At 65.5% G+C, this 21,696-nt stretch carries 18 protein-coding genes and 1 other RNA gene; 2 read left to right on the top strand and 17 right to left on the bottom strand.

The genetic code is table 11. The annotated features are described in order from the left end of the window. Positions 1-60: 60 nt before the first annotated feature. From ssrA to ACX80F_RS01880, 16 genes are all read right to left on the bottom strand, one after another. Positions 61-428, bottom strand: a transfer-messenger RNA (tmRNA) gene (gene ssrA / locus ACX80F_RS01955). A gap of 111 nt (positions 429-539) precedes the next feature. Next, complete coding sequence (locus ACX80F_RS01950) at positions 540-914, bottom strand: hypothetical protein (protein WP_459334695.1); 375 nt, start codon at positions 912-914, stop codon at positions 540-542. Further along, complete coding sequence (smpB, locus tag ACX80F_RS01945; RefSeq protein WP_434993748.1) at positions 911-1,384, bottom strand: SsrA-binding protein SmpB; 474 nt, start codon at positions 1,382-1,384, stop codon at positions 911-913. The genes ACX80F_RS01950 and smpB overlap by 4 nt, the downstream gene beginning before the upstream one ends. Positions 1,385-1,448: 64 nt before the next feature. Beyond that, complete coding sequence (locus ACX80F_RS01940; protein ID WP_459334694.1) at positions 1,449-3,035, bottom strand: peptidoglycan DD-metalloendopeptidase family protein; 1,587 nt, start codon at positions 3,033-3,035, stop codon at positions 1,449-1,451. Between the two features lie 29 nt (positions 3,036-3,064). Beyond that, entirely contained in the window at positions 3,065-3,979 is a 915-nt protein-coding gene (ftsX, locus tag ACX80F_RS01935) for a permease-like cell division protein FtsX (RefSeq protein WP_459334693.1), read from the bottom strand. Further along, the gene (ftsE, locus tag ACX80F_RS01930) at positions 3,976-4,680 is read right to left on the bottom strand and encodes a cell division ATP-binding protein FtsE (RefSeq protein WP_459334692.1); all 705 of its coding nucleotides are present in this window, start codon (positions 4,678-4,680) and stop codon (positions 3,976-3,978) included. The genes ftsX and ftsE overlap by 4 nt, the downstream gene beginning before the upstream one ends. A 168-nt stretch (positions 4,681-4,848) precedes the next feature. Further along, positions 4,849-5,964: a peptide chain release factor 2 gene (gene prfB, locus ACX80F_RS01925; RefSeq protein WP_459334691.1), complete on the bottom strand. Its 1,116-nt coding sequence runs from the start codon at positions 5,962-5,964 to the stop codon at positions 4,849-4,851. A gap of 164 nt (positions 5,965-6,128) precedes the next feature. Further along, positions 6,129-6,386: a GYD domain-containing protein gene (locus ACX80F_RS01920; RefSeq protein ID WP_459334690.1), complete on the bottom strand. Its 258-nt coding sequence runs from the start codon at positions 6,384-6,386 to the stop codon at positions 6,129-6,131. Positions 6,387-6,599: 213 nt separating this feature from the next. Further along, positions 6,600-7,082, bottom strand: coding sequence for a pilus assembly protein TadG-related protein (locus ACX80F_RS01915; RefSeq protein WP_459334689.1), 483 nt, complete (start codon positions 7,080-7,082; stop codon positions 6,600-6,602). Continuing rightward, positions 7,079-7,465, bottom strand: coding sequence for a hypothetical protein (locus ACX80F_RS01910; RefSeq protein ID WP_459334688.1), 387 nt, complete (start codon positions 7,463-7,465; stop codon positions 7,079-7,081). The genes ACX80F_RS01915 and ACX80F_RS01910 overlap by 4 nt, the downstream gene beginning before the upstream one ends. A gap of 100 nt (positions 7,466-7,565) precedes the next feature. Continuing rightward, positions 7,566-7,982, bottom strand: a complete 417-nt coding sequence (locus ACX80F_RS01905) for a TadE family protein (protein WP_459334687.1) — start codon at positions 7,980-7,982, stop codon at positions 7,566-7,568. 3 nt (positions 7,983-7,985) lie between these two features. Continuing rightward, positions 7,986-8,201 (bottom strand): hypothetical protein, encoded by a 216-nt coding sequence (locus ACX80F_RS01900; RefSeq protein ID WP_459334686.1) that lies wholly within the window; start codon positions 8,199-8,201, stop codon positions 7,986-7,988. Positions 8,202-8,232: 31 nt separating this feature from the next. After that, complete coding sequence (locus tag ACX80F_RS01895; protein ID WP_459334685.1) at positions 8,233-9,174, bottom strand: type II secretion system F family protein; 942 nt, start codon at positions 9,172-9,174, stop codon at positions 8,233-8,235. Next, positions 9,171-10,028 (bottom strand): type II secretion system F family protein, encoded by an 858-nt coding sequence (locus ACX80F_RS01890; RefSeq protein ID WP_459334684.1) that lies wholly within the window; start codon positions 10,026-10,028, stop codon positions 9,171-9,173. Before ACX80F_RS01890 ends, ACX80F_RS01895 begins: the two co-directional genes overlap by 4 nt. Further along, positions 10,025-11,251, bottom strand: a complete 1,227-nt coding sequence (locus tag ACX80F_RS01885) for a CpaF family protein (protein ID WP_459334683.1) — start codon at positions 11,249-11,251, stop codon at positions 10,025-10,027. The genes ACX80F_RS01890 and ACX80F_RS01885 overlap by 4 nt, the downstream gene beginning before the upstream one ends. A 937-nt stretch (positions 11,252-12,188) precedes the next feature. Then, positions 12,189-13,847 (bottom strand): GH25 family lysozyme, encoded by a 1,659-nt coding sequence (locus tag ACX80F_RS01880; RefSeq protein ID WP_459334682.1) that lies wholly within the window; start codon positions 13,845-13,847, stop codon positions 12,189-12,191. A gap of 815 nt (positions 13,848-14,662) precedes the next feature. Here ACX80F_RS01880 and ACX80F_RS01875 point away from each other — a divergent pair. Further along, complete coding sequence (locus ACX80F_RS01875; RefSeq protein ID WP_459334681.1) at positions 14,663-17,557, top strand: hypothetical protein; 2,895 nt, start codon at positions 14,663-14,665, stop codon at positions 17,555-17,557. 111 nt (positions 17,558-17,668) lie between these two features. Here the strand turns inward: ACX80F_RS01875 and ACX80F_RS01870 are convergent, their stop codons facing one another. Further along, complete coding sequence (locus ACX80F_RS01870; protein ID WP_459334680.1) at positions 17,669-17,992, bottom strand: hypothetical protein; 324 nt, start codon at positions 17,990-17,992, stop codon at positions 17,669-17,671. An 808-nt stretch (positions 17,993-18,800) separates the two neighbouring features. Here ACX80F_RS01870 and ACX80F_RS01865 point away from each other — a divergent pair. Further along, positions 18,801-21,599 carry an FG-GAP-like repeat-containing protein gene (locus ACX80F_RS01865; protein WP_459334679.1) on the top strand — a complete coding sequence of 933 codons (2,799 nt, stop codon included), beginning with the start codon at positions 18,801-18,803 and terminating at the stop codon, positions 21,597-21,599. Positions 21,600-21,696 lie beyond the last annotated feature (97 nt).

Raw genomic sequence — 21,696 nt, 5'->3', positions numbered from 1 at the left:
GGCCGCAGGCCCTGGGAACGACGAAGCGCCCCGCCGGGGACCGGCGGAGCGCTTCGTCGTTGGTGGAGATGGCGGGAATTGAACCCGCGTCCGATGCAGTGTAGTCAGGGCTTCTCCGGGCGCAGTTCGCGTCGGTTTTTCTCGGCTCCAGTCATCGTGCGAACAAGTGACTGCCGAGCCCAGTTGTATAAGAGTCCCCCCGGTCCCTACAACGAGGACCGGGAGCAGTGGCCCTCTAAATGACGCCAGTATCCGGGGCGAGAGCAAACCCGGGCTGACGGACTAGCTAGGCTGCTTAGGCAGCGAGAGCGAAGTCAGTGCGCTTTTGTTCGGCACTTATTGTTTTACAAGGAGCGTTTACGAGATAACCCTGTATCCTCGGCCCGCTTCCCCTGTCGCGACTAACATCGTCGAAACCTGTCATCCCCATGTTCAGTTATCAAGTGATTCCTGCTCTGGGTGGCCCATGGACCGACCAGTTCCTTCACTGTACCGCACCCGCGGGGTCGGCCGGCAGGGCTTCGCCCCTGGTGAACGGGTCATCGACCCAGCGTGATGCCCAGGATGACGACGGGCGACTGCCAGAGACGCACGATCACGAAGGCGAGGGTGACGAAGGCGATGCCGAGGGCCGCCAGCGCGGTGGTCGCGGCCTGCTTGCGGCGAAAACCCCACCAGAAGATGGCTGCGTTCAGGATCAGCAGAACGGGTGAGATCCAGACGAGGACCTGCGCGAAGAAGACGTAGATGAGGAAGACGAACGGGATCAGGGAGAGGATCCCGACCGGCACCACGATGAGCAGCAGGATCAGGTCCACGAGGGCCCCGAGCGTCACCCACCAGGGCCGCCTGTACTTCAACTCCGACGGCTCCGGACCGTCGTCCTCCTGGGTCTCCCAGAAGATGTCGCTCACGCGCCGAGGTTCTTCTCACGCATGGCGCGCAGCGCTTCCCTGTTGTCCTGCTTCTCGCGCAGGGTCTGCCGCTTGTCGTAGTCGCGCTTTCCCCGGGCGACGGCGATCTCGACCTTTGCCCTGCCGTTGAGGAAGTAGAGCTGCAGCGGGACGAGGGTGAAGCCGGACTCGCGGATCTTCTGCGAGATCTTGGTGAGCTCCTCGCGGTGCAGCAGCAGCTTCCTCCGGCGACGCGCGGCGTGATTGGTCCAGCTGCCCTGCGAGTACTCGGAGATGTGGATGCCTTCGAGCCAGAGCTCGTCGTTGTAGAAGACCGCGTAACCGTCGACGAGAGAGGCGCGCCCCGCCCGCAGTGACTTGACCTCGGTGCCCATCAGGGCGATCCCCGCCTCGTAGGTGTCGAGCACGGCGTAGTCGTGGAAGGCCTTCCGATTGGTGGCCACCACTTTCCGGCCACTTTCCTTCGGCACGGCGTTACTCCTTCTCGCGACACTGCTGCGGACGGCGGCCCGCGGGTGGGCAGTGCCTTCCATCCTACGACCCGAGCAGACCGAGCGGGTCCACGAGCGCACCGTTCAGCATCGTCTCGAAGTGGAGATGGCAGCCGTCGGAGTTGCCCGTGCGGCCCGTGTGGCCGATCAGCTGGCCGGCACTGACGCGCTGCCCCACCGAGACCACGGAGCTCGTGAGGTGGTAGTAGTTGGTCGCGAGGGCGTTGCCGCCGACCACGCCGTGGTTGAGGACGATCCGGTTGCCCGCGCCGGGCAGGACCCCTGAATCCGCGTACCAGACCTCGCCGGCGGCCGGCGCGTACAGGGGCGTGCCGCAGCCCACCGCGTAGTCGATGCCCGTGTGCACGTAACCGCCGGCGCCGTTGAAGTCGATGGTTCCCAGCGGCGTCGGGCGGAACCCGAAGCCGGACGAGATCGGGGCGCTGACCGGAGCCCTCAGGCCGAAAGCGGTCGGGCCCGATGGTGGCGCGACGGGAGGGACAGGGATGTCGGGAGGGTCCGGGATGACGGGCGCGACGGGAGTGACGACCTGCGGCTGCACGGGCGGGGGCGCCGGCTTGTTCGCGGCCGCCGCTTCGGCGGCGCGGCGTGCCGTCTCTGCTTCGGCTGCTGCCTCGGCCTCGGCTCGCCGGCGGGCCTCCTCGGCGGCGGCGGCTGCCTCGGCCTCCGCGCGGACGCGTTCCTGCTCTGCCTTCTGGCGGGCCTGCTCGGCTTTCTGGCGGGCCTCCTCGGCCTTGCGAGCCTCTTCGATCTGACGGCGCTGGCGCTCGGCGATGTCCGCGTTGACCTTTTGCTGCGCCTTCTCCACGCCTGCCAGCTTCGCCTCGATGACGGGCTTCTGGTCCTGCAGCTTCGCGGACAGGGCCGAGGTGTCGGCCACGAGCCTGTCGACTTTCGCCTTCTCGCCCGCCGCGGCGTCGCGCGCCGACTGCTCCGCGGCCAGGGCGGCGTCCGCCTTCTCCTTGAGCTTCGCGATCTCGGCCTCGACGGCGACGAGGCGCGCCTGGCTGTTCACGTTCGTCGCGTTCTGCTCGGACAAGCGTGCCATCGCGGCGTTCTGGCTGCGCAGAGCCTGGTCCACCATGTCCATGGACCGGGTGAAGTCCTCGACGCCGTCGGCCCCCAGAAGCAGCGACACGTTGGTGGGGACACCGCCGTTCTTGTAGGCCTCGGCGGCGATCTGGCCGATCACCTCGCGGGTCTCGTCCATCTCCTCCCGGTCGGCGCGGAGCTCCTCGGCGATCTTCGTCTTCGTCTCCTGCGCCAGGTCGACACGCACCGCGAGGGCCCCGACGTCGTCCGCCGCCGTCTCGACCCGGCCCTGGGCGTCCGCCAGGGACTGCTGCGCTTCAGGCAGCTGGTCCTGGTAGGTCCTGAGCGCGCCGATGGTCTCCGCGATGTCCTCGTCGAGGTACTCCATGGACTGCTGGACCTCGGCGACCTCCTTCTCCAGTGCGCTCTTGCGGTCCTCGAGCTCGTCCGCCGCCACCGGCGCGCCGGACCCGAGGGTGAGGACCGCGGCGAGCGCGATCGACACTCCCGCCCTGCCGCGGTGGGCATGGGGCCGCTTGTCCTGCTGCGCACGCCACGATGATCCTGGCGTGCGCATGTGTCCCCGGGCGCGGAGCGTCATCGCTGTCAGACCTTTACGTATCGTCGAAGAGTGAGCAGGGACGAGATCCCCGCAAGGAGGGCGCCCAGCAGGATGAGTGCCGGGACCAGGAGCAGGACCTGCTGGGAGGAGATGAACGCCGTCTGCGGGAAGGTGGTCACGAGCCAGCCGTCGATCAGGAAGCGGGAGGCCCCCCAGAGCGTCGCCGATGCGAGGACCGCCCCGATCACGGCGGCGATCACTCCCTCGAGGATGAAGGGCAGCTGGATGACCGCCTTGGACGCGCCGACGAGGCGCATGATGCCTGTCTCCCGGCGGCGGCTGAACGCCGAGAGCCGGATGGTCGTGGCGATCAGCAGGACGGCGCAGAACGTCATGACGCCGGCGATGCCGAGCGCGACGACGGACGCCCAGTTCATGTAGCGGAAGATCGCCTCGAGGAAGTCGCGCTGGTCGCTGACCGCGTCGATGCCGGGCTCCGAGGAGAACGCCTCGCTGATGACCTCGTACTTCTCTGCGTCGACGAGGCTGACGCGGAAGGATTCGGGCAGTTGATCGGCGGTGACGGAATCGACGATCGGCGAGTTGGCGAACTGGTCGCGGAAGTGGGCGAGTGCCTCCTCCTGCGTCTCGTGCGTGACGGTGTCGACGTAGGGGGCGAACTGCTCGGACTCGAGCTTCGTCTCGATGGCGGCACGCTGGTCGTCCGTGACCGGCCCGGCGGCGCAGCTCGCCTCCGAGGAGTTGTCCACGCAGAGGTAGATGGTGACCTGGACGCGGTCGTACCAGTACCCCTTCATCTGGTTGATCTGCAGTTGGAACAGGCCGGCGGCACCCACGAAGGTCAGCGAGATGAAGGTCACCAGGATCACGGAGGTGACCATGGACAGGTTCCGGCGGATGCCCGAGCCGAGTTCGGACAGGACGAAGGCGACCCTCATCCGGCGAGTACTTCGGACCGGCCCACGTAGATGCCCTGGGCGTCGTCGCGCACCACCGACCCGCTGCGGAGCTCCACGACGCGCTTGCGCATCGTGTTCACGATGTCGTCGTCGTGCGTGGCCATGACCACCGTGGTGCCGTTCTGGTTGATCGTGTCGAGGATCTTCATGATGCCCATGGAGGTGGTCGGGTCGAGGTTGCCGGTGGGCTCGTCGGCCAGCAGGATACCGGGGCGGTTCACGATCGCGCGGGCGATCGCGACGCGCTGCTGCTCGCCGCCGGAGAGTTCGTGCGGCATGCGGTTGTCCTTGCCCTCGAGGCCCACCGTGGCGAGGACGTCCGGCACGGTCTCGCGGATGACGGCCCGGCTCCTGCCGATGACCTGCATCGCGAAGGCGACGTTGGCGAAGACCGTCTTGTTGGGGAGGAGGCGGAAGTCCTGGAAGACGACGCCGATGCCCCGGCGCAGACGCGGCACACGCCAGCTGGGGATGTTCGCGACGTTCTGGCCGGCCACATAGACCGCTCCCCGCGAGGCGCGGTCCTCCTTGAGCACCAGGCGGATGAACGTCGACTTGCCGGAGCCGGAAGCGCCCACGAGGAAGACGAACTCACCGCGGTCGATGTCCAGGGAGACGGCATCAAGGGCGGGATGCGACGTGTGGTCGTAGGTCTTCGTGACTTCGTCGAATCGGATCATGATCACTCTGCGCCCGCGCTCGCCGGGGCACGGGCACTGGCTCGGGAAAGGGGGCGCCGGCTCCTCGACTATAACGACTGGCCGGAAAACGCCTACTACCTCTGCGGTGTGTCGTGAGCAAGAGCAACGTCGGAAAACAAGTAATTCTCGCTGAAAGACGCGTAGCGCTTAGCCTGCGTCGTTGCGGTTGTTCGTGCGCCACCGGATACCGGCGTCAATGAAGTCGTCGATCTCGCCGTCGAACACGGACGACGTGTTGCCGACTTCGTGATTGGTGCGCAGGTCCTTGACCATCTGATACGGGTTGAGCACGTAGGAGCGCATCTGGTCGCCCCACGAGGCCTTGACGTCGCCGGCGAACGCCTTCTTCTCGGCGTCCTCCTGTTCCTTCTTGAGCAGCAGCAGCCGGGACTGGAGCACCCGCATGGCTGCGGCGCGGTTCTGGATCTGCGACTTCTCGTTCTGCATGGAGACGACGACGCCCGTGGGCAGGTGCGTCAGCCGCACCGCGGAGTCCGTGGTGTTGACGGACTGGCCTCCGGGTCCCGAGGACCGGAAGACGTCGACGCGGATCTCGTTGTCGGGTACCTCGATGACGTCCGTCTGCTCGATCAGCGGGATGACCTCGACCGCGGCGAACGAGGTCTGGCGGCGGCCCTGGTTGTCGAAGGGGCTGATGCGGACGAGGCGGTGCGTTCCGGCCTCCACGGACAGCGTGCCGAAGGCGTAGGGCGCCTTGACCTCGAACGTGGCGGACTTCAGACCGGCCTCCTCCGCGTAGGAGGTGTCGAGGACCTGCGTCGGGTAGCCGTGGCGTTCGGCCCAGCGCAGGTACATGCGCAGGAGCATCTCGGCAAAGTCGGCGGCGTCCACGCCCCCGGCGCCGGAGCGGATGGTGACGACGGCCTCACGTTCGTCCCACTCGCCGGCCAGCAGCGTGACGATCTCGAGGTCGTCGAGGGACCTGCCGAGGGACACGAGTTCCCGCTCGGCCTCGGCGAGAGTGTCCTCGTCGCTCTCGTCCTGCGCCAGCCCGACGAGGACCTCGAGGTCGTCGATCCGGCTCTCGAGGGTTTCGAGGCGCTCGAGGGCCGACTGCCGGTGGGACAGTTTCGAGGTCACCTTCTGGCCCGCCGAGGGATCGTCCCAGAGGTCCGGGGCTCCCGCTTCCTCGCTCAGTTCCTCGATGTCCTTGCGGATCCCCTCGACGTCGGAGACCTGCTCGATCGACTGGTACTTGGCGCGCAAGGCGCGGATCTCTGCGGGAAAATCAGTGGTTGCCATGGTCCGTCCAGCCTACGTCATGGCCTCTCCCGCCCGTCCACCCGACGAGCTCGGCGCGGGCGGCGGCGGGCGCCGTGGTGAGGAGGACGCTGCCCGAACCCGCTACTGTCCGGGTGCCCGATACGACGGTGTCTTGCTTGCTGCTGCGTCGAGGCCCTCAGGCGTCAGGAGGGGGTGAGCCGCAGATTCACGGCGCCGGTGGAATTGATCATCAGTGACAATGACACTGCGCTGGGTTGATCGGGGACGTCGAGGACCCCGAGGACATCCGTGTCACCGAATGCGTAGTAGAAGCACTCCAGTGATCCCCCCACGGACTCCAGGGCGTTGACGACCGCGTCCCGGCGCTTGGACCCGCCCTCCTGCATCAGACCTTCGATGCCCGCACCCACATAGTTTCCTTGGAACAGATACTTGGTCATGGTTCGTTCCTATGCTGCTCAGGCCAGAACAGAAACCCATGCGTACGCCCAGTTCATCCGATGAGTGACGGGTTCTGAAGTTCTCCGCGGCGGGGTTGCACGCCGAGTGTAGGCCCCTGTCTCGGGACTGACTACGGGCGGCATCCCCCTCTCTCCACACATGGTGTGCAACCGTCGCGGTGACAGCACTGAGCGACGTCGGCGCCCGCCCATCTAGCGCACGAGCTCGGCCCGGGCGTCCGCCTGCGCGATGATCGGAATGCCGCCGGGCACGAGGAAGTTCACGATGGGAGGGCGTACGACGGCGGTGAGGACCACCCGCGCGGTCCGCCCGTCCTCCGCGCCCGTGGCCGGGTCGACGGACAACTGCTCGAACCGGTCCCCTGCCCCGGTGGCGGCGAGGTAACCCGCCGCCGATTCCTCGACCCCCGAGTCCTGCAGTGTCGGAAGCGGCGTCGTCGTGTCCACTCCTTCTCCGACGTCGATGCTGTAGTTGTCGGCCGCCGCGAGTGCCGCACCATCGGCCGCCGACAGAAGCTTCTTGTGTTCGATGTAGACGGCCGATACCGCGAGGACGACGGTGACGACGAGGAGACAGACGAACAGGTAGCCGATGACGAGGACGCCGATCTGCCCGTCCTCCGAGAACCCACCGTCGCCGCCGGCCGCGCGTGCTCTTCCTGCGGTCCGGGTCATCCGAAGCGCTCGACGATCTGCGTCGACGTGGCGTCGACGGTGGCGGCCGAGGGATGGGTCCCCGCGATGTCTGGGACCAGCGGGAGAGGGACTTCCAGGCGCACGACGACGGTCACGGCTGTCCCTGGCGTGAGGCACTGCCCGCTGCACGCGATGTCCACCATGGCCTGCTCCGGGCTGAAACCGAAGTCGGCGAGTGCGATGCGGACCGCGTCCCGCGCCCTCGCGTCGGCTTCCTGCGGCGTGGTCGCGTCCACGTAGACCTTTGCCGCCTGATCGGCGGCCCCGACGACAGCGAAAGACCCGCCCTGGAGCTGCCCGACCGTCAGGACGAGGTAGACGACCGGTACGAGGAGCAGGACTCCCAGGAAGACGAATTCCACGACGGCGCTGCCACGCTCCTCCCCGAGACGGCAGAATCGCTGGCCCCTGCGACAGCCGACTCCCGTCCACTCACGGCGGTTCGACGGACCAGGCTCCGTTTCAGGACGGGAGCGCCGCATGACCGCGCACCTCAATGATTCCCGCCGGTCCGACGAGTCCGATGACGGGCAGCGGAGCGCGGACGACCACCTCGAGGGTCCTGACGCCGCCGACCGTACTCTCACCGACCGAGACGTCGGATCCGTAGGAATCGGCGAGCGAGCCGCGGATGAGCTCTTCCGCGCGTCCGACGGCATCCTGCGGCGAGCGGTCCGCGAGTGCACCGTACCGTGCTCCCGAGGCAGCGGCGTCTATGAGGGTGTTCCGCACGTGCAGGACGAGCGTCAGCTGGATGACCGCAATGAAGACGACCGTCAGCAGACCTCCGACCAGGGCGAAGTCGACGACGGCAGCACCGCGTTCCCGGTCTTTGCAGTGAGAGCGACCGGAGCATGGACAGTGCAGCGTCACGACCATGACCTAGGGCGATACCTGATCGATCGCCTGATTGAACAGGCCCTCGAGGGCCGGCCCCGCGATCGCCAACAGGGCGGCGACAAGGACCGCCGACATCAGTGTGATCATCACCCAGCCCGGCACGTCCCCCCGTTCCCGGTCCCCCGATCTGGCCAGCAGGAGCGCCAGGGCATCCAGGAAGAATTGGGTGAGGCGCGAGGTGCTGGTGATGACCTTCATGGCGTTTCCCTTCGTTTGCGTGATTGCGGTGTCAGAAGCCGAGGTTGATCAGGGCGATACCCGGGTAGACGGCGAAGAGGACAGTCAGCGGAAGGACCCCGAAGACCAGCGGGACCATCATCGCGATCTCCTTCTTGCCGGCGGACTCCATCAGTTCGCGCTTCGCCAGGTCACGGACGTCCTGGGCCTGTGCGCGAAGCACGTCCGCGAGCGGTGTGCCGCGCTGGACCGCGACCGTGATGCCGTCGACGAAACGCGCGAGCGGCGCGATGCGGGTCCGGTGCGAGAATTCCTGCAGAGCCTCCACGAGCGGCTTCCCCGCACGCGTCGCGGCGAGCACGAGGGCGAACTCGCCGGCCAACTCCCCCGTCGCCGTCCTGCAGATGCGTTCGAGCGCGCCGGTCGTGCTCTCCCCCGCGGAGACGGCCAGGGCCATGAGCTCCGCGAGGCTCGGGAACTCGGCGAGCATGCGCGCCTCGCGTCTCCTGATATCGGACGACAGGACGTAGTCGCGGCCGACGAACCCCAGAACGGCGCAGCCGAGGACGATCACCACGGCCAGCGGCACGCTGATCGACCCTGAAGCCGCCAGGAGCACCATGACCAGCGTCGATGCGGCGAGCCCACCCGCAGCCCACAGCAGCTGTTGGGCCCGGAAGTCGGCGGCGGTCTGCTCCCGGCCGGCCTGAGCGAGCCTCCTCGCGAGGGTCGCCGCCGCCGGGTTGAATCGGTGCGACCACACGACGGCGTCGGCGAGCAGGGGACGCACAATACGCTCGAGCGGCCCGAAGGGTGTGACGTTGCCCGCGGGTTCCGCGAGCAATCGGGACCGGATGTCCACTGCGCGCAGCTGGGGCGCGATGCGCTGGGTCAGGGTCGTAGCACGCATGACCGGCAGACGGACGACGACCAGCCACAGACCCGCACCCAGCAGCAGACCGCACAGCATTCCCAGCGCGAGCGTCGGCGTCATCGAAGCACCCGCTCGTCCTCGGGCAGCGCCCCGATCCGGAGCATGACGCGATAACAGACGACGGAGACCACAAGGCCTCCCAGCAGCACGACTGCGCCGCCCGCCGTGTTGTATGCGCGCACGGCCTCGGGACGGGTGGCGAGGAGCAGAAGGACGAACCAGGGTGCCGCGACGGCCAGGCGCGCAGCGTTGATGGTCCAGGACTGCCGCGCCTCCAGTTCGCTGCGCGTGCGGGCGGCGTCGCGCAGGAACTCGGAGAGTGTGCCGAGCAGCCGGCCGAGGTCCGATCCACCCACCTCCCTCGTCATGCGGAGCGCCTCGACGATGCGGTCCGCGACCGGGTCCGCCAGGCGCTCCTTGAGTCTGTTGAGTGCGTCGTCGAAGCGTCCGCCCGCGCGGTAGTCCGAACCGAAGGCCTGAAAGGCCGACCTCAACTCGACGGGTCCCTTTTCACCCAGCTGGATGAGCGCCTCGGGCAGCGACAGTCCGGCCCGGATGGCCGAGCGGAGGTGGTCCACGACGTCGGGCCACAGCTCACGCAGGGAGGCGCTGCGTTTCGCAGCCCGCCATCGAATGACGGAGAACGGCAGGAAACCCCCGAACAGCGCGAAACACAGCGCGATCGGCACCGAGCGGGTCAGGACGAACCCGATGAGCAGCACGACGAACCCCGTAGCGCCGCAGGTGGCGAGCAGCCCGTAGGCCGACACCCGCTCGACCCCCGCCCGCAGAAGGAGATCCTCGAGGGGCTGCCGCCGCGCCGGAGCCCGACGTTCCCTCGGGGGCCGCTCCCAGCACGACCACCAGATCAGGAACAGGCCGACCCCGAGACCGACCCCGGCCGCCGTGTTCACCTGCGCGCGCCCAGGATGGACGAGACGTCGACGCCCGCGGCCGCGAACTTCTCCTCGGCGGGCATGCCTGTCGCCGTCAGCTCCAGGCTCCCGTCGATCCTCCGAAAGACCGGGGAGGACTCGATGACACCGTTCTCCACGCGTCGCCCGAGGGCCATGATCTCGGTGACCCGGCGCTGGCCGCCGGGAAGCCGGGCGCAATGCACCACGAGGTCGATGCAGGAGGCGACCGTCGGCACCACGAAGCTGCTCGAGATGTTCTCACCGGCCAGGAGAGGCAGCGTACAAATCTTCGTGATGGCGTCATGAGCGCTGTTGGCATGGACGCTGCACATCCCGGGCAACCCACTATTGAGGGCGATGAGCATGTCCAGGCTTTCGGCCTCGCGTACCTCGCCGACAATCAGCCGGTCCGGCCGCATCCGCAGCGCCTCCTTCACAAGGCGCCGCAGCGGGATCTCCCCGTGCCCTTCGAGGTTGGGCTGGCGGCACTGCAGCCCGACGACGTCGCGCAATGGCAGCTGCAGCTCGAAGATCTCCTCGACCGTGATGACACGCTCCCGCGGGCCGATGGACGCTCCCAGGCAGTTGAGCATCGTCGTCTTGCCCGCCTGGGTGGCGCCGGAGACCAGGATGTTCAACCCGGCGGCGACGGCCACCCCGAGGAACCGTGCAGCGTGAGGCGACAGCGTACCGAGCTCTACGAGGTGCTCCAGCCTCGAGGCACGCGCAATGAACTTCCGGATGTTCACGGACCAGTGGTTCCGGGTCACGTCCGGGATCACCACGTGCAGCCTGGAACCATCGGGCAAGGAAGCGTCGACGAACGGGGAGGACAGGTCGAGCCGCCGTCCGGAGGACTTCAGCATCTTCTCGACGAGGTCCCGTACCTGCTGGTCGGTCAGCGACAGGTCCGTGAGCTCGGATTCACCGTTGCGTGCGACATAGACCTCGGAGGGCGCATTGATCCAGACCTCCTCGACGGTCGGATCGTCGAGCAGGGGTTGGAGGGCCCCGAATCCGGCCACGGCGTCGTAGATCTGCTTGCGGGCGGCATCCAGTCGCCCGAGCGGAGGAAGGACACCGAGTACCGAGCGCTCCTCGTAGTCGGCAACGGCGTCATGCACCAGGAGCTGCACCTCACCGATCTGCCGGGCGGGATCGAGCCCGCGCCGGCGGATGAGTTCCCGCACCTCGCCCTCGACAAAGTGAACAGCATCCATTGATGTCCCCCATATGTCCGCCCGCGACGTCGATATGGCGCTCGGGCCCGGAATTGCTTCCGCGACCCTCACCCTACTGAACGCAAGCGTGCCCGGATAGGGCAGGCGACCTATGTGCGTAAATGCCAGTGATCCCACTCGGCTGACGGACCGGTCAGATCCAGCTCACTGAGCGGGTTGCCGTAAAGACCACCCTCACACCCAGCGGACCGTTGCCACCGGCCCGACCGTCGACCTGGCGCAACCCCGCTCGCCGCCGGTTCGCCGCTACCGCCATCGGAGGAAAACCACCGATCACACAGTTAACCAACCTGCCTAGGCAGTACACCTCGTGCATCCAAGGCGAACTCGGACTGTCTGGCCGACGGCCCCGCCGCGCACCCTGCAAGGAAGCCTTCGAGATGGACGAGAACGAGCTGCCGAACCTCAACGAGGAACGCCACAAGCACTACGCCAGCGTTGTCGGCTCGTAGTCCAAGCTTCGGACGGAGCCGTGGGCGCCAGGTTCAACGGGATCCTCCGCCGGTCCGATCGGGACAGGATTGGGCACCCGGACCCTGCTCGAGACCCCCGCCGAGGAAGAGCGCCTGAATTGCTACCGGCGGTACTGCCCGACCTGCCCGACGACGCCAAGCCACGCTCACCCGCGAGTATACGAAGCGCATCGCCAGGCGGACCGGACCCGGGCCCAGGGACTACCCGACGTGGACGACACACGGCATCGAGCTACCCGCCACAGGGCAGTGCGACAACTGCGGCTGAGCCCTCCGGCGAGGGCTTCGTACAGACGGTGGTCCATGTGCCACGCCTGCCGTACACATGTGAACCATGCGCTTGGTGGATGGAGTCCGACCGACCATGCCCGTTGCTGTGCGGCACTCGGGCAATGCCACACAGAAATCCCTCGGGCGCCCACCCACGGTGGGCGCCCCGAGGCTCAGATGACGTCGTTGAGGCGGTAGAGGAAGGCCGCCATGACGTCGCGGGTGACCGGGATGTGCGGCCGGTATTCCTTCGTTCCTCCCACGGCCCAGCCCCCTGAGATTTCCGATGCCGCCATCCAGGACATCTCCTTATAGAAGGTGGTCTGAGGGATGACGTCTGCGAACGATGAGGTCGTCGGTGCAGTGAAGGCTGGCGATCCCGCCATGCGGTAGAGGAACGCGGCCATCACATCACGGCTCACCGCGACATGCGGGCGGTACTCCTTCTTCCCGCCGGGAGCAGCCCATCCCGTCGAGATTCCCGATGCCGCCATCCACGAGATCTCCTTATAGAAGGTTGCCTGAGGGGTGACATCGGTGAATGGCGACGTCTTGGGTGCCGTGAAGGCCGGCGATCCCGCCATGCGGTAGAGGAACGCGGCCATCACGTCGCGGCTGACTGCGACACTCGGACGGTACTCCTTTGTCCCGCCGGCAGCGGCCCAGCCTCCGGAGATACCCGAGGTCGACATCCAGGTGATCTCCTTGGCGAACACGTGGCTGGCTGCTACGTCCCGGAACGGTGTCGGGGCGATGACGGGCTGTGGGGCTGCTGCCCCTGCCGGCGCGCGTCCGCCAAGAGGCTTGTAGAGCGGGTTCCTAGCCAGATCGTCAAGCTGGGCCTGAGTGCCTCCGAAGACGTTGGAGTCACCTCCGGCGGTACCAACGAAGGGCCCGGAATCCGAGTACTGCCAGAGGTCGTAGGTGGACCAGCCGTTGGGGTACCAGAGCGGGGAGGAGACACCGTAGGAGGCCAGGTGCAGCGGGTGGTCGTTGAACGCCGGAGTGTTACCGGTGCAGGTGCGCCACCAGTCGGCGGTGGTGTAAATCATCGGCAGGCGGCCGGTGCGTGCCTTGTACTGCGTGGAGAAGTCCTTGATCCACGTGTTCAGCTGGATCGGGGACATGTTGTAACAGCTGTTGCCATAGTAGGTCGGGTAGGGGTTGTACTCGATGTCCAGCAGGCCGGGCAGCGTCTTGCCGTCGGCCGACCATCCGCCGCCGCTGTTGACGAAGTAATCGGCCTGGGCGGCCCCCGAGGACGCTGCCGGGATCGCGAAGTGGTAGGCGCCGCGGATCATCCCGGTCTGGTAGGACCCGGTGTACTGGTCGGCGAAGGCTGGGGACTTGTAGAAGTTGCCCTCGGTGGCCTTCACGTAGGCGAAGCGTGCGCCGCGGTTCCACTCCAGCGTCCAGTTCATCTGTGGTTGGTGGGAGGAGACGTCGAGGCCCTGGATCCCGTTCGGCCGCCACGGCGAGTAGGCTGCGGCTCCTGCCATGTGGGCTTGGTCGACGAACTCCTGTAGGGAGGAGGGTGCCGGCGCGCCGAAGTGCTCGGCGGACTTGGCGGTCTGGTTCATCATGGCGCCGGCGGACCGGGGGTCCTCGGCGGGGTGGACGCCGAAGGTCCCGGGGTCGTAGCCGGCCGGCGCTCCGGATGCCTTGTCGGTCAGGGTGGAGACGACCTGGTCGTCGACCTGCGTGAGAGACGACGCAAAGGTGTCGGCGGTGGTCTGGCCCTGAGGCGCAGCGGAGGCCGACCCTACTGTTGCCGTCACCAGGGTGACGGTTGCGACCAGGGCGCAGGAGAGTCGTGTGAGAAGCGTTATCATTGAGGCGTCCTTATGGGCGTCGTGGAGCGGGCGGAGCCATTAGGGGCGTGGCTGTTCTACCTCGGGTGCCGCCAGGAGGCACGCGCTGAGGTCGGGCAGAGGACGTAATACCGGACGTGCCGGCTCGTGTTCCGATGGCTGATCGCCAGCGCTGGACGTCACGCTAACAACGGACGGCGCGGCCCCCATGCAATCCGAGGCCTAAGGCCTTAATCCTGCGGATACGCTGAGGATTAGCGGCCCGGAGGGCCCAGGTATGGGGCAGTCCCGAAGTCCTATCGCATAGGGAGCGGTAAACACTCCGAGAACTGACCCATCGGTGCACTTTGACGGAATCTGCGCCGGATTGACTGAGATCCGAAGCCATAACGTGGACCGATTACTGTCGACTCTCAACGGAGCAGAAGAGTGATTTCTACCCGGACAATCTGTCCGGCCCAGCTGGTATGGGTTACGCTCTCATGACCCGGCGTATTTCTGCGCTTGTGGCAAGCATCCGACCGCTCCTTTGATGCATGCCCGAGTGCGTCTCACGGAAGACGTCACGCACCTCGGCGGCGCGACTTGGGTTGGAAATGGTCTCGGAGCATTCACCTGGGGAAACAATGACTGCACCACCTTGGGCACCCGTGCCCCGATCCCGCACGCTTGCCGTCCGCCCGCCATCCCGACGGCGCTCCGACCGGCTAGGAGCCCACCGCAGAGCGCTGGCGGCTGTGCTTACCGCCGCCGCCATCCTTGGCGGGTCTCTTCCGCCGGCCGCCGCTCAAGAAGCGCCCTCGGCACCCGAAACCGGCGGTCAGGTGCTCGCCCCGGTGCCCTCACCATCCTCGTCGCCGGAAGCGTCGTCAGCCGAGCATCCCGAACTGGGCAGCGAGACGCCCACGTACGAGCCCTCACCGCCGACAGACCTCCCACTGTCAGCCCCATCTTCCACCACCGTCGACGAGGCCATTGCCCGGTTCAACGCTGCACGGGATGAGTTGGGCTTTGCACCGGTGGTTCTGAACGATAAGGCGGGGCACTTCCTCCAGGTCATTCAGAACCTGGAGGACGAGGAAAAAAAAGTCCATACTTCTACGCTTGAAGTAGAACACAACCTTAGTCCACTGGTCCTGTCTCACATGGAACAGGAGGATGTTCAACCAGTCTCGGCGCCGGAGCTCCTCGATGCCTACTTCACGTCACTCCTTGAACCTCCGCTCTCCGAGGAACCGGGCTGGGAGGAGGCGATGAAGTCTGCAGTAGCGGTAGGTTTGTTCACGGAGGAGGAGACCGTACCCGAAGAGCCGAACACCCAAAACAGCGTATTGAGCCTTTTCGGCAAGCCGACGCCTGTTTTCTCCGCAACGCCACCCCGTCTGGACGGGGTAAGTCAGGTCGGGCAGACTGTCGTCTTCGAGCAATCCGGGTTCACCGCGGGGGCTGTTCTGTCACTGCAGTGGTTCCGGGATAGCGTGCCAATTGACGGAGCTTCAGGTGTGGCATACGAGTTGCTGGGGGAGGACCTTGGCCGCGAGGTCTCGGTTCAAGCGACATTGACCCGAGAGGGCTGGAACAGCACAGTCTCGGTTTACGCCCTGCCCGAGGTCGTGCAGCCAGGAACTCTCGTGGCACCAATCGTCTCGATCGCCGGCACTCCGAAAGTTGGCAGCACACTCATTGCCCTCCCCGGCGTCCCGGGTCCGGTACCTGCGACTATCACCTATGAATGGAAGCGCGGCGGCAGCCTCGTTGCGGGCTCCAAGACCAGCACATACTCACTCACGTCTGAGGATGTAGGGCACCAGCTCACTGTCATCGTGACGGCATCGGCACCCGGGTATGAGTCGATCTCAGCAAGTTCCGCTCCCACGCCGCAGATAGAGGGAGTGCTAACCGCTCCGACTCCGGTCATCAACGGCACGGCCACCGTCGGATCGAAACTGACTGTTTCCCCAGGCTCCTGGACTCCTGGGCCCGTCGACCTCGCCTACTCCTGGTTTGCGAACGGGCTACCGATCTCGGGTGCATCGTCGGCCACCTATGCCCCTTCCACTGCCGTCGTCGGCAAATCGCTGACCGTCCGGGTGACCGGTCAGAAGCCCGGCTACCCGCCTGTCAGCCGTACGTCGACACCAACTTCTCCAGTCACATTGCCGCCGCTCGTTTCTCCGGTGCCGAAAATCATCGGCCCGGTGCTGGTCGGTTCAAAGCTGACAGTGTCGACCGGCGCTTGGGGTCCGGCACCGGTCGCGCTCACCTACGCCTGGTACGCGAATGGCGTCCGGATAACCGGCGCGTCCTCCTCGTCCTATGTCCCCACGCCCGCCATGCTGGGGAAGCGACTCGCGCTGCGGGTGACCGGGACCAAAGCAGGATTCGCCAGCGCGGGCAAGCTGTCCGCGACGACGGTTCCGGTAGCCAAGGTCGAAGAAATTCCACCAACTCCTACCGAAGCAGGATCACGCAGTGGCTGGAACTCCATCGCCAGGGACATGTTCCACCGAATGGAAAGCGATCCGGACGGTCAGCCGGAGTACGCTTCGTGGACCTATGCCTATCAAGCGCGTATGTCGGCTGAATACCGAGGGTGGAAGCACCCAACAACCCAGCAGTACCTTACAAAGGTCTACAGCCTCCGGAAAGCTGACGGGGGCTACGGGCTTGGCAAGTCCTGGGACGCCTTTTCGGACGGCTCCGTCAACCCCGTCTCGACGACGTACACGGTCTCGACGGCGGATCACGTTGGAGAAGTCCTGCTCGCTGGATACCTTGCCGGCGCCGTACCAAGGGCAGAACTTGTCAGTGCAGTGGATTCACTCCTGAGTACGCCGATCGACGACACTCCCAACGGCAAATGCATGGCTTATTCCACGAGCCTGCCGGACCGTCCCTCGAAATCTGGCTGCGTGGTCAACGTCTCTCTAGGGGCCGCAGCATTCCTCAGCAAGGTGGCGGACTCAGGAGCCCTGGAAGGTGACCCCCCCAAACTCGTCAAGGTATTTCAGGTAGTTTCCCAGCTAAAATGGCTGGGAATCGAGACGTACAATGAAAAGGGTGGCGGATGGGCCTACCTTTACCTCCCCTCTGGCAATACCCCATTCGGGCGCCCCCCCGTCCAGGACGCAAATCATAATGCCTATACCTTTGAGTCGGCGGTGACCCTGTACGGCAGGAAATGGCTTAGTGAAGGAATGGCGACCTGGCTCGCGAAACCTCCCACGTATCCCGCGTACTTCGACATTACGGGTCGCGTCCGGCAACAGTCCCTCTCCCCTTCGGTCTACGGTCAGAACGCACTCCGGGATGCCGCTTTCGTCAGTGCAAATGTCACCCTGCGCACTCAGTACGCGCAGTTGGGGATGTGGTCCATGCGCCTGGCGAGGACAGCGACCTTGCACTCCATGCAGTGGCGTCCGACCGCGGCCCTCAGCCCTATTGGCGTCTTCAACAGTAACGGTGCCCGGCTTTCCACAACGGTTCGGAAGGGATCCAGGGTGTCCCTGCGGTCGACGGTCCTTTCCGGGAACGGCGGTCACAACATTAATCAGACCGTGAAACTTGCCGCTAATAGCACGTACAGCACCCAAAAGACTTCGGGCCATCAAGGCAACATCGCGTTTTCGGTCATCGTCAGTCGGAATTCCTGCTATTCGCTGTCGGTCAGCAAGGAATACACCACAACAAAATCCCCGGCCGTCAGAACCATCTGCTTTAAAGTCACCTGATGCTCACGCGCGCCCTTAGGCAATTGTGTGTCGCACACCGTTCAGCACCACTTCCTCGCATTGGCTGACCACAGCAGTTGCATCCGGGCACCATCGTCAGACGATTACCATTCATGAGCCGGTTGCAGCTACCTCAGGCGGCTCTTCGTACCTGAGGTAGCTCGGACCATTCGGCAACCATCGGGCTGTTGTGAAGCAGAGCGCTTCCGGCGCCCGGGGGTGTGCCTTTCGATACGCTGCCAACACCGGTCCAGCCTGTGGAGAGGACTTCAGCATTCTCTCCACGAGGTCCCGTACCTGCTCCTCAATCAGCGACAGGGTCGTGAGCTCACACTCACCGTCCGCTGCGACATAGATGTCGATTGGCGCATTGATCCAGACCTCTTCGATGGTCGGATCGTCGAGCAGGGGTTGGAGGGCTCTGAGTCCGGCCACGGCGGCAAGATCTGCTTGCGGGCGGCATCCAGCCGTCCGAGCGGTGGAAGGACTACGAGGATCGAGCGCTCCTCGTAGTCGGCGACGGCGTCGTGCACCAGGAGTTGCGCCTCGCCGACATGGCGGGCGGGGTCGGGTCCGCGCCTGCGGAGGAGTTCCCGCACCTCGCCGTCGACAAAGTGAACAGCATTTATTGATGTCCCCCATACGTCCGCACGCGACGCCGTCGGTACGACGGTAGTGCTTGAGCAACCTCAGTTGTGCTTCAGCATATGGAACGGAAGCGTGCCCTGGATGCGGCAGGCGGCATAAGTGCGTAAACGCAGGAACACGATCTAAAACACGGCGTTAAGTGGCGCGCGAGCAACACGCCGAGACCGATACGGACAGAAGCGCAGGTTTTGCTTAAGATTCCACTTTCACTTCCGAAACGTTAGTCACGTTCGTAACAGAACTGTAGTCTGCACGGGAATTCACTCGCCTGGCTGACGCCCGGAATCTGCTGGAGAAACCTGTGACCCTGACCTCCCCCGCTCGGCTGTTGTGCGCCGCCCTGTTGTCCGTCGGACTTCTCGGTAGCGCGGTTCCCGCAGTAGCGACCAATACTGTGACCGCCCCGTCGCCGCCCGCGACGGCCACTCCTACCGTCTCGCCGACGGCTCCCGAGCCGGCGACCACTTCGGCCCCAGCCGCGACGGCGGCCCCCGCTCCCACAGCGGCCCCTGCCCCGGTTGCAACGACCGCACCAACAACTCCAGAACCCACGCAGGACGTGGCTCCTGCGGAGCATCCTGCGGCCCAGGACGAAGTGACGTCCTTCGTCCCTGATCTGGACTGGAATCCCCTCGAGGAGCCCGGCTCGAACGCCCGTTACGGAGAGCATTACGCGGAGCCCGTCACCCCCCTGAAGACCGCCGCACCGTTGAACCTCGACGGCAGTGCCGGCACCGCGGCGATCGCCCCCCGGACCGGAACGTTCAATGTCACCTTGGTCACCGTGCAACTGTCGGGGAAGACAGTTGCCGATACCGATGCGATCAACATGACGGCGGCGCGCAATTCCATCACGAACGCCAACGCGTACTGGAAAGCAGCCTCTGCCGGGCGCCTGTCGATAACGAAGGTCAACGAATACCGCCACAAGTCGGCCGCGAAAATCACCGACTCCTACGGCACGATCATGGCGACCGTGACGAAGGAACTGAGCTGGCAGTACCGGTCCTACGAAGCCCTGGTGGTCTTCGTTCCGCATGCGGACCTCAATTACAACGGATCCTGGGGCATTCTGGGGGGCGGGTTCACGGACAGTGCCACCAGCGGTCGCGTAATCATGCCCTACCCGTCGGCGCTGACGAACAACGTCGTCACACACGAGTTCGGTCACGTCCTGGGACTGCACCATGCGAACTCGCTGGCCTGTAACAACGCCCGCTCGGACGTCCCGCGCTCGGGGGGCTCGTGGGCCGACCCCGCCTGCTACTCCGCCGAATACAGCGACACCTCGGACCTCATGGGCTATGCCCAGGTCAGTTCTCCACGGATCAACGCTTTCCTTTGGGAGTACGGGGGGTTTGGCACCGGACAGGACATTCGGAACATCGGCACGCCGTCCAGCGCCACCAGGATCACCCTCAAGCCTTGGGCAGGCGCTGAAGCGGGACGGGCAATCAAGTTCACCGACCCGGTCAGCAAGGAGGTCTACTACGTCGAACTTCGCCTCCCGATCGGAGCCGACTCGGCCACCGCAACGGGCGGCAACAAGGGAGTCAAAATCACCAAGAAGGACGTTCTAGGTTGGAGCGGCAACGCGTCGATCGTCCTTACTCCCAACAGCCTCCGGTCGGGGTGGGGCAACACGTCCCTCACCTGGCAGGTGGGCCAGACTTTCCGGACCCATGCGGGAACGACAGTCAAGATCGATTCCGTGGGGACAACCAGCGCTTCCGTCACCATCACACCCGTAGCCACGGCGGAGGCGATTGTTCCGGTGGTGTTGGATAAGTCGTTGGCTGCTGTGAATGCCGGGGATTTCAACGGTAACGGCACCCATGACCTGGTTTCGCGGCGTGTCGATGGCACGTTGTGGTTCCATGACGGCACGGGGACTGGTTCGTTCCGTACTGCTGTGAAGATCGGTTCCGGGTGGGGCATCTACAGCCAGATCATCGGAGGCCAGGACTTCAACGGCGACAAGCGCCCTGACCTGGTCGCCCGCAAGACCGATGGCACGCTCTGGTTTTACGCCGGCACCGGCGTCGTCGCCGCCGGCCAGCAAGGGTACAAAGCCGCTGTCAAGGTCGGGTCGGGCTGGAAAGCCTTCGACATCATGGTGTCCCCGGGCGACTTCACAGGCGACGCCAAGGCGGACCTGATCGCCCGCAAACCCGACGGTACCCTCTGGCTCTACCGCGGGACCGGTACCAGTCCGGGCATCGTCACCAGCTCAATCCGCATCGGCACTGGCGGCTGGACCGGCTTCGACATGATTACCGGCGCCGGAGACTACACCGGTGACGGACGCGCGGACCTCCTCGCCCGCAAACCCGACGGAACACTCTGGCTCTACCAGGGCACCGGCACTGTCAGCACCACCAGTAGTGGTTACCAGCCAGGGCGCAGCATCGCCAGCGGCTGGTCCGGCTACGCCGACGTCGTCGGGGCCAGCGACTTCAACCGCGACGGAAAAACCGACCTTGTCGGATACAAGACCGACCTGAGCCTGTGGTTCTTCGCCGGGACCGCCATGACCGACAACGGCTACAAGCCCGCCACCCGCATCGCCACCACAGGCTGGCAAAACTACAGCACCGTCCTGTCCCCCGGTGACTACAACCGCAACGGCACCAAAGACCTCATCGCCCGAAAAAAGGACGGCACCCTCTGGTTCTTCAACGGTGACGGTAAGGGCGGCTACGGAAGCCCCCTGAAAATCGGCTCAAGCGGCTGGAACGTCTTCACACAGATCCTGGCCCCGGGAGACTTCAACGCCGACGGCCGAGTCGACCTCCTGGCCCGTCACACCGACGGCAGCCTCTGGTTCTACGCCGGCACCGGAACCGTCAACGCCACCAACGAAGGCTACAAACCAGGCCGCAAAATCGGTAACGGCGGCTGGCAGGCCTTCACCCAGCTCATGACCCCCGGAGACTACACCAGCGACGGAAAACCCGACCTCCTGGGCCGCAAAACCGACGGAACCCTCTGGCTATGGGCTGGCACGGGAAGCATCACCAACACCGCCGAAGGCTACACCTCGGCGCTGAAGATCGGGAACGGCGGCTGGCAGAACTTCAACCACGTCATCACCCCCGGAGACTTCAACGCCGACAAACGCGTTGACCTCATCGCCCGGAAACCCGACGGCACCCTCTGGTTCTACGCCGGCACTGGAACAGCCTCCACCACCCAGACAGGCTACAAACCAGCCCGCAAGATCGGCACCGGATGGAACATCTACTCCGACATCTTCGGCCCAGGCAACTTCACCAACGACACCAAAACCGACCTGCTCGCCACCCGCACCGACGGATCCCTCTGGCTCTTCACCGGAACCGGCATGCCCACCAACTCCGGATACACCCCCGCCACCACCGCAGGAAAACTCTAACCACCGGCCACAAGCCAACATCAGCGAAATTTACCTGGAGACCCGATTGTGAAACACCACAGCCGAACGGCCGTCCTCTCAGCGAGCATTCTTGCCC

Source organism: Arthrobacter sp. TMS2-4, from assembly GCF_054511075.1.
The sequence above is the reverse complement of the archived record's forward strand: the minus strand, read 5'-3'. Positions and strand labels throughout refer to the sequence as shown.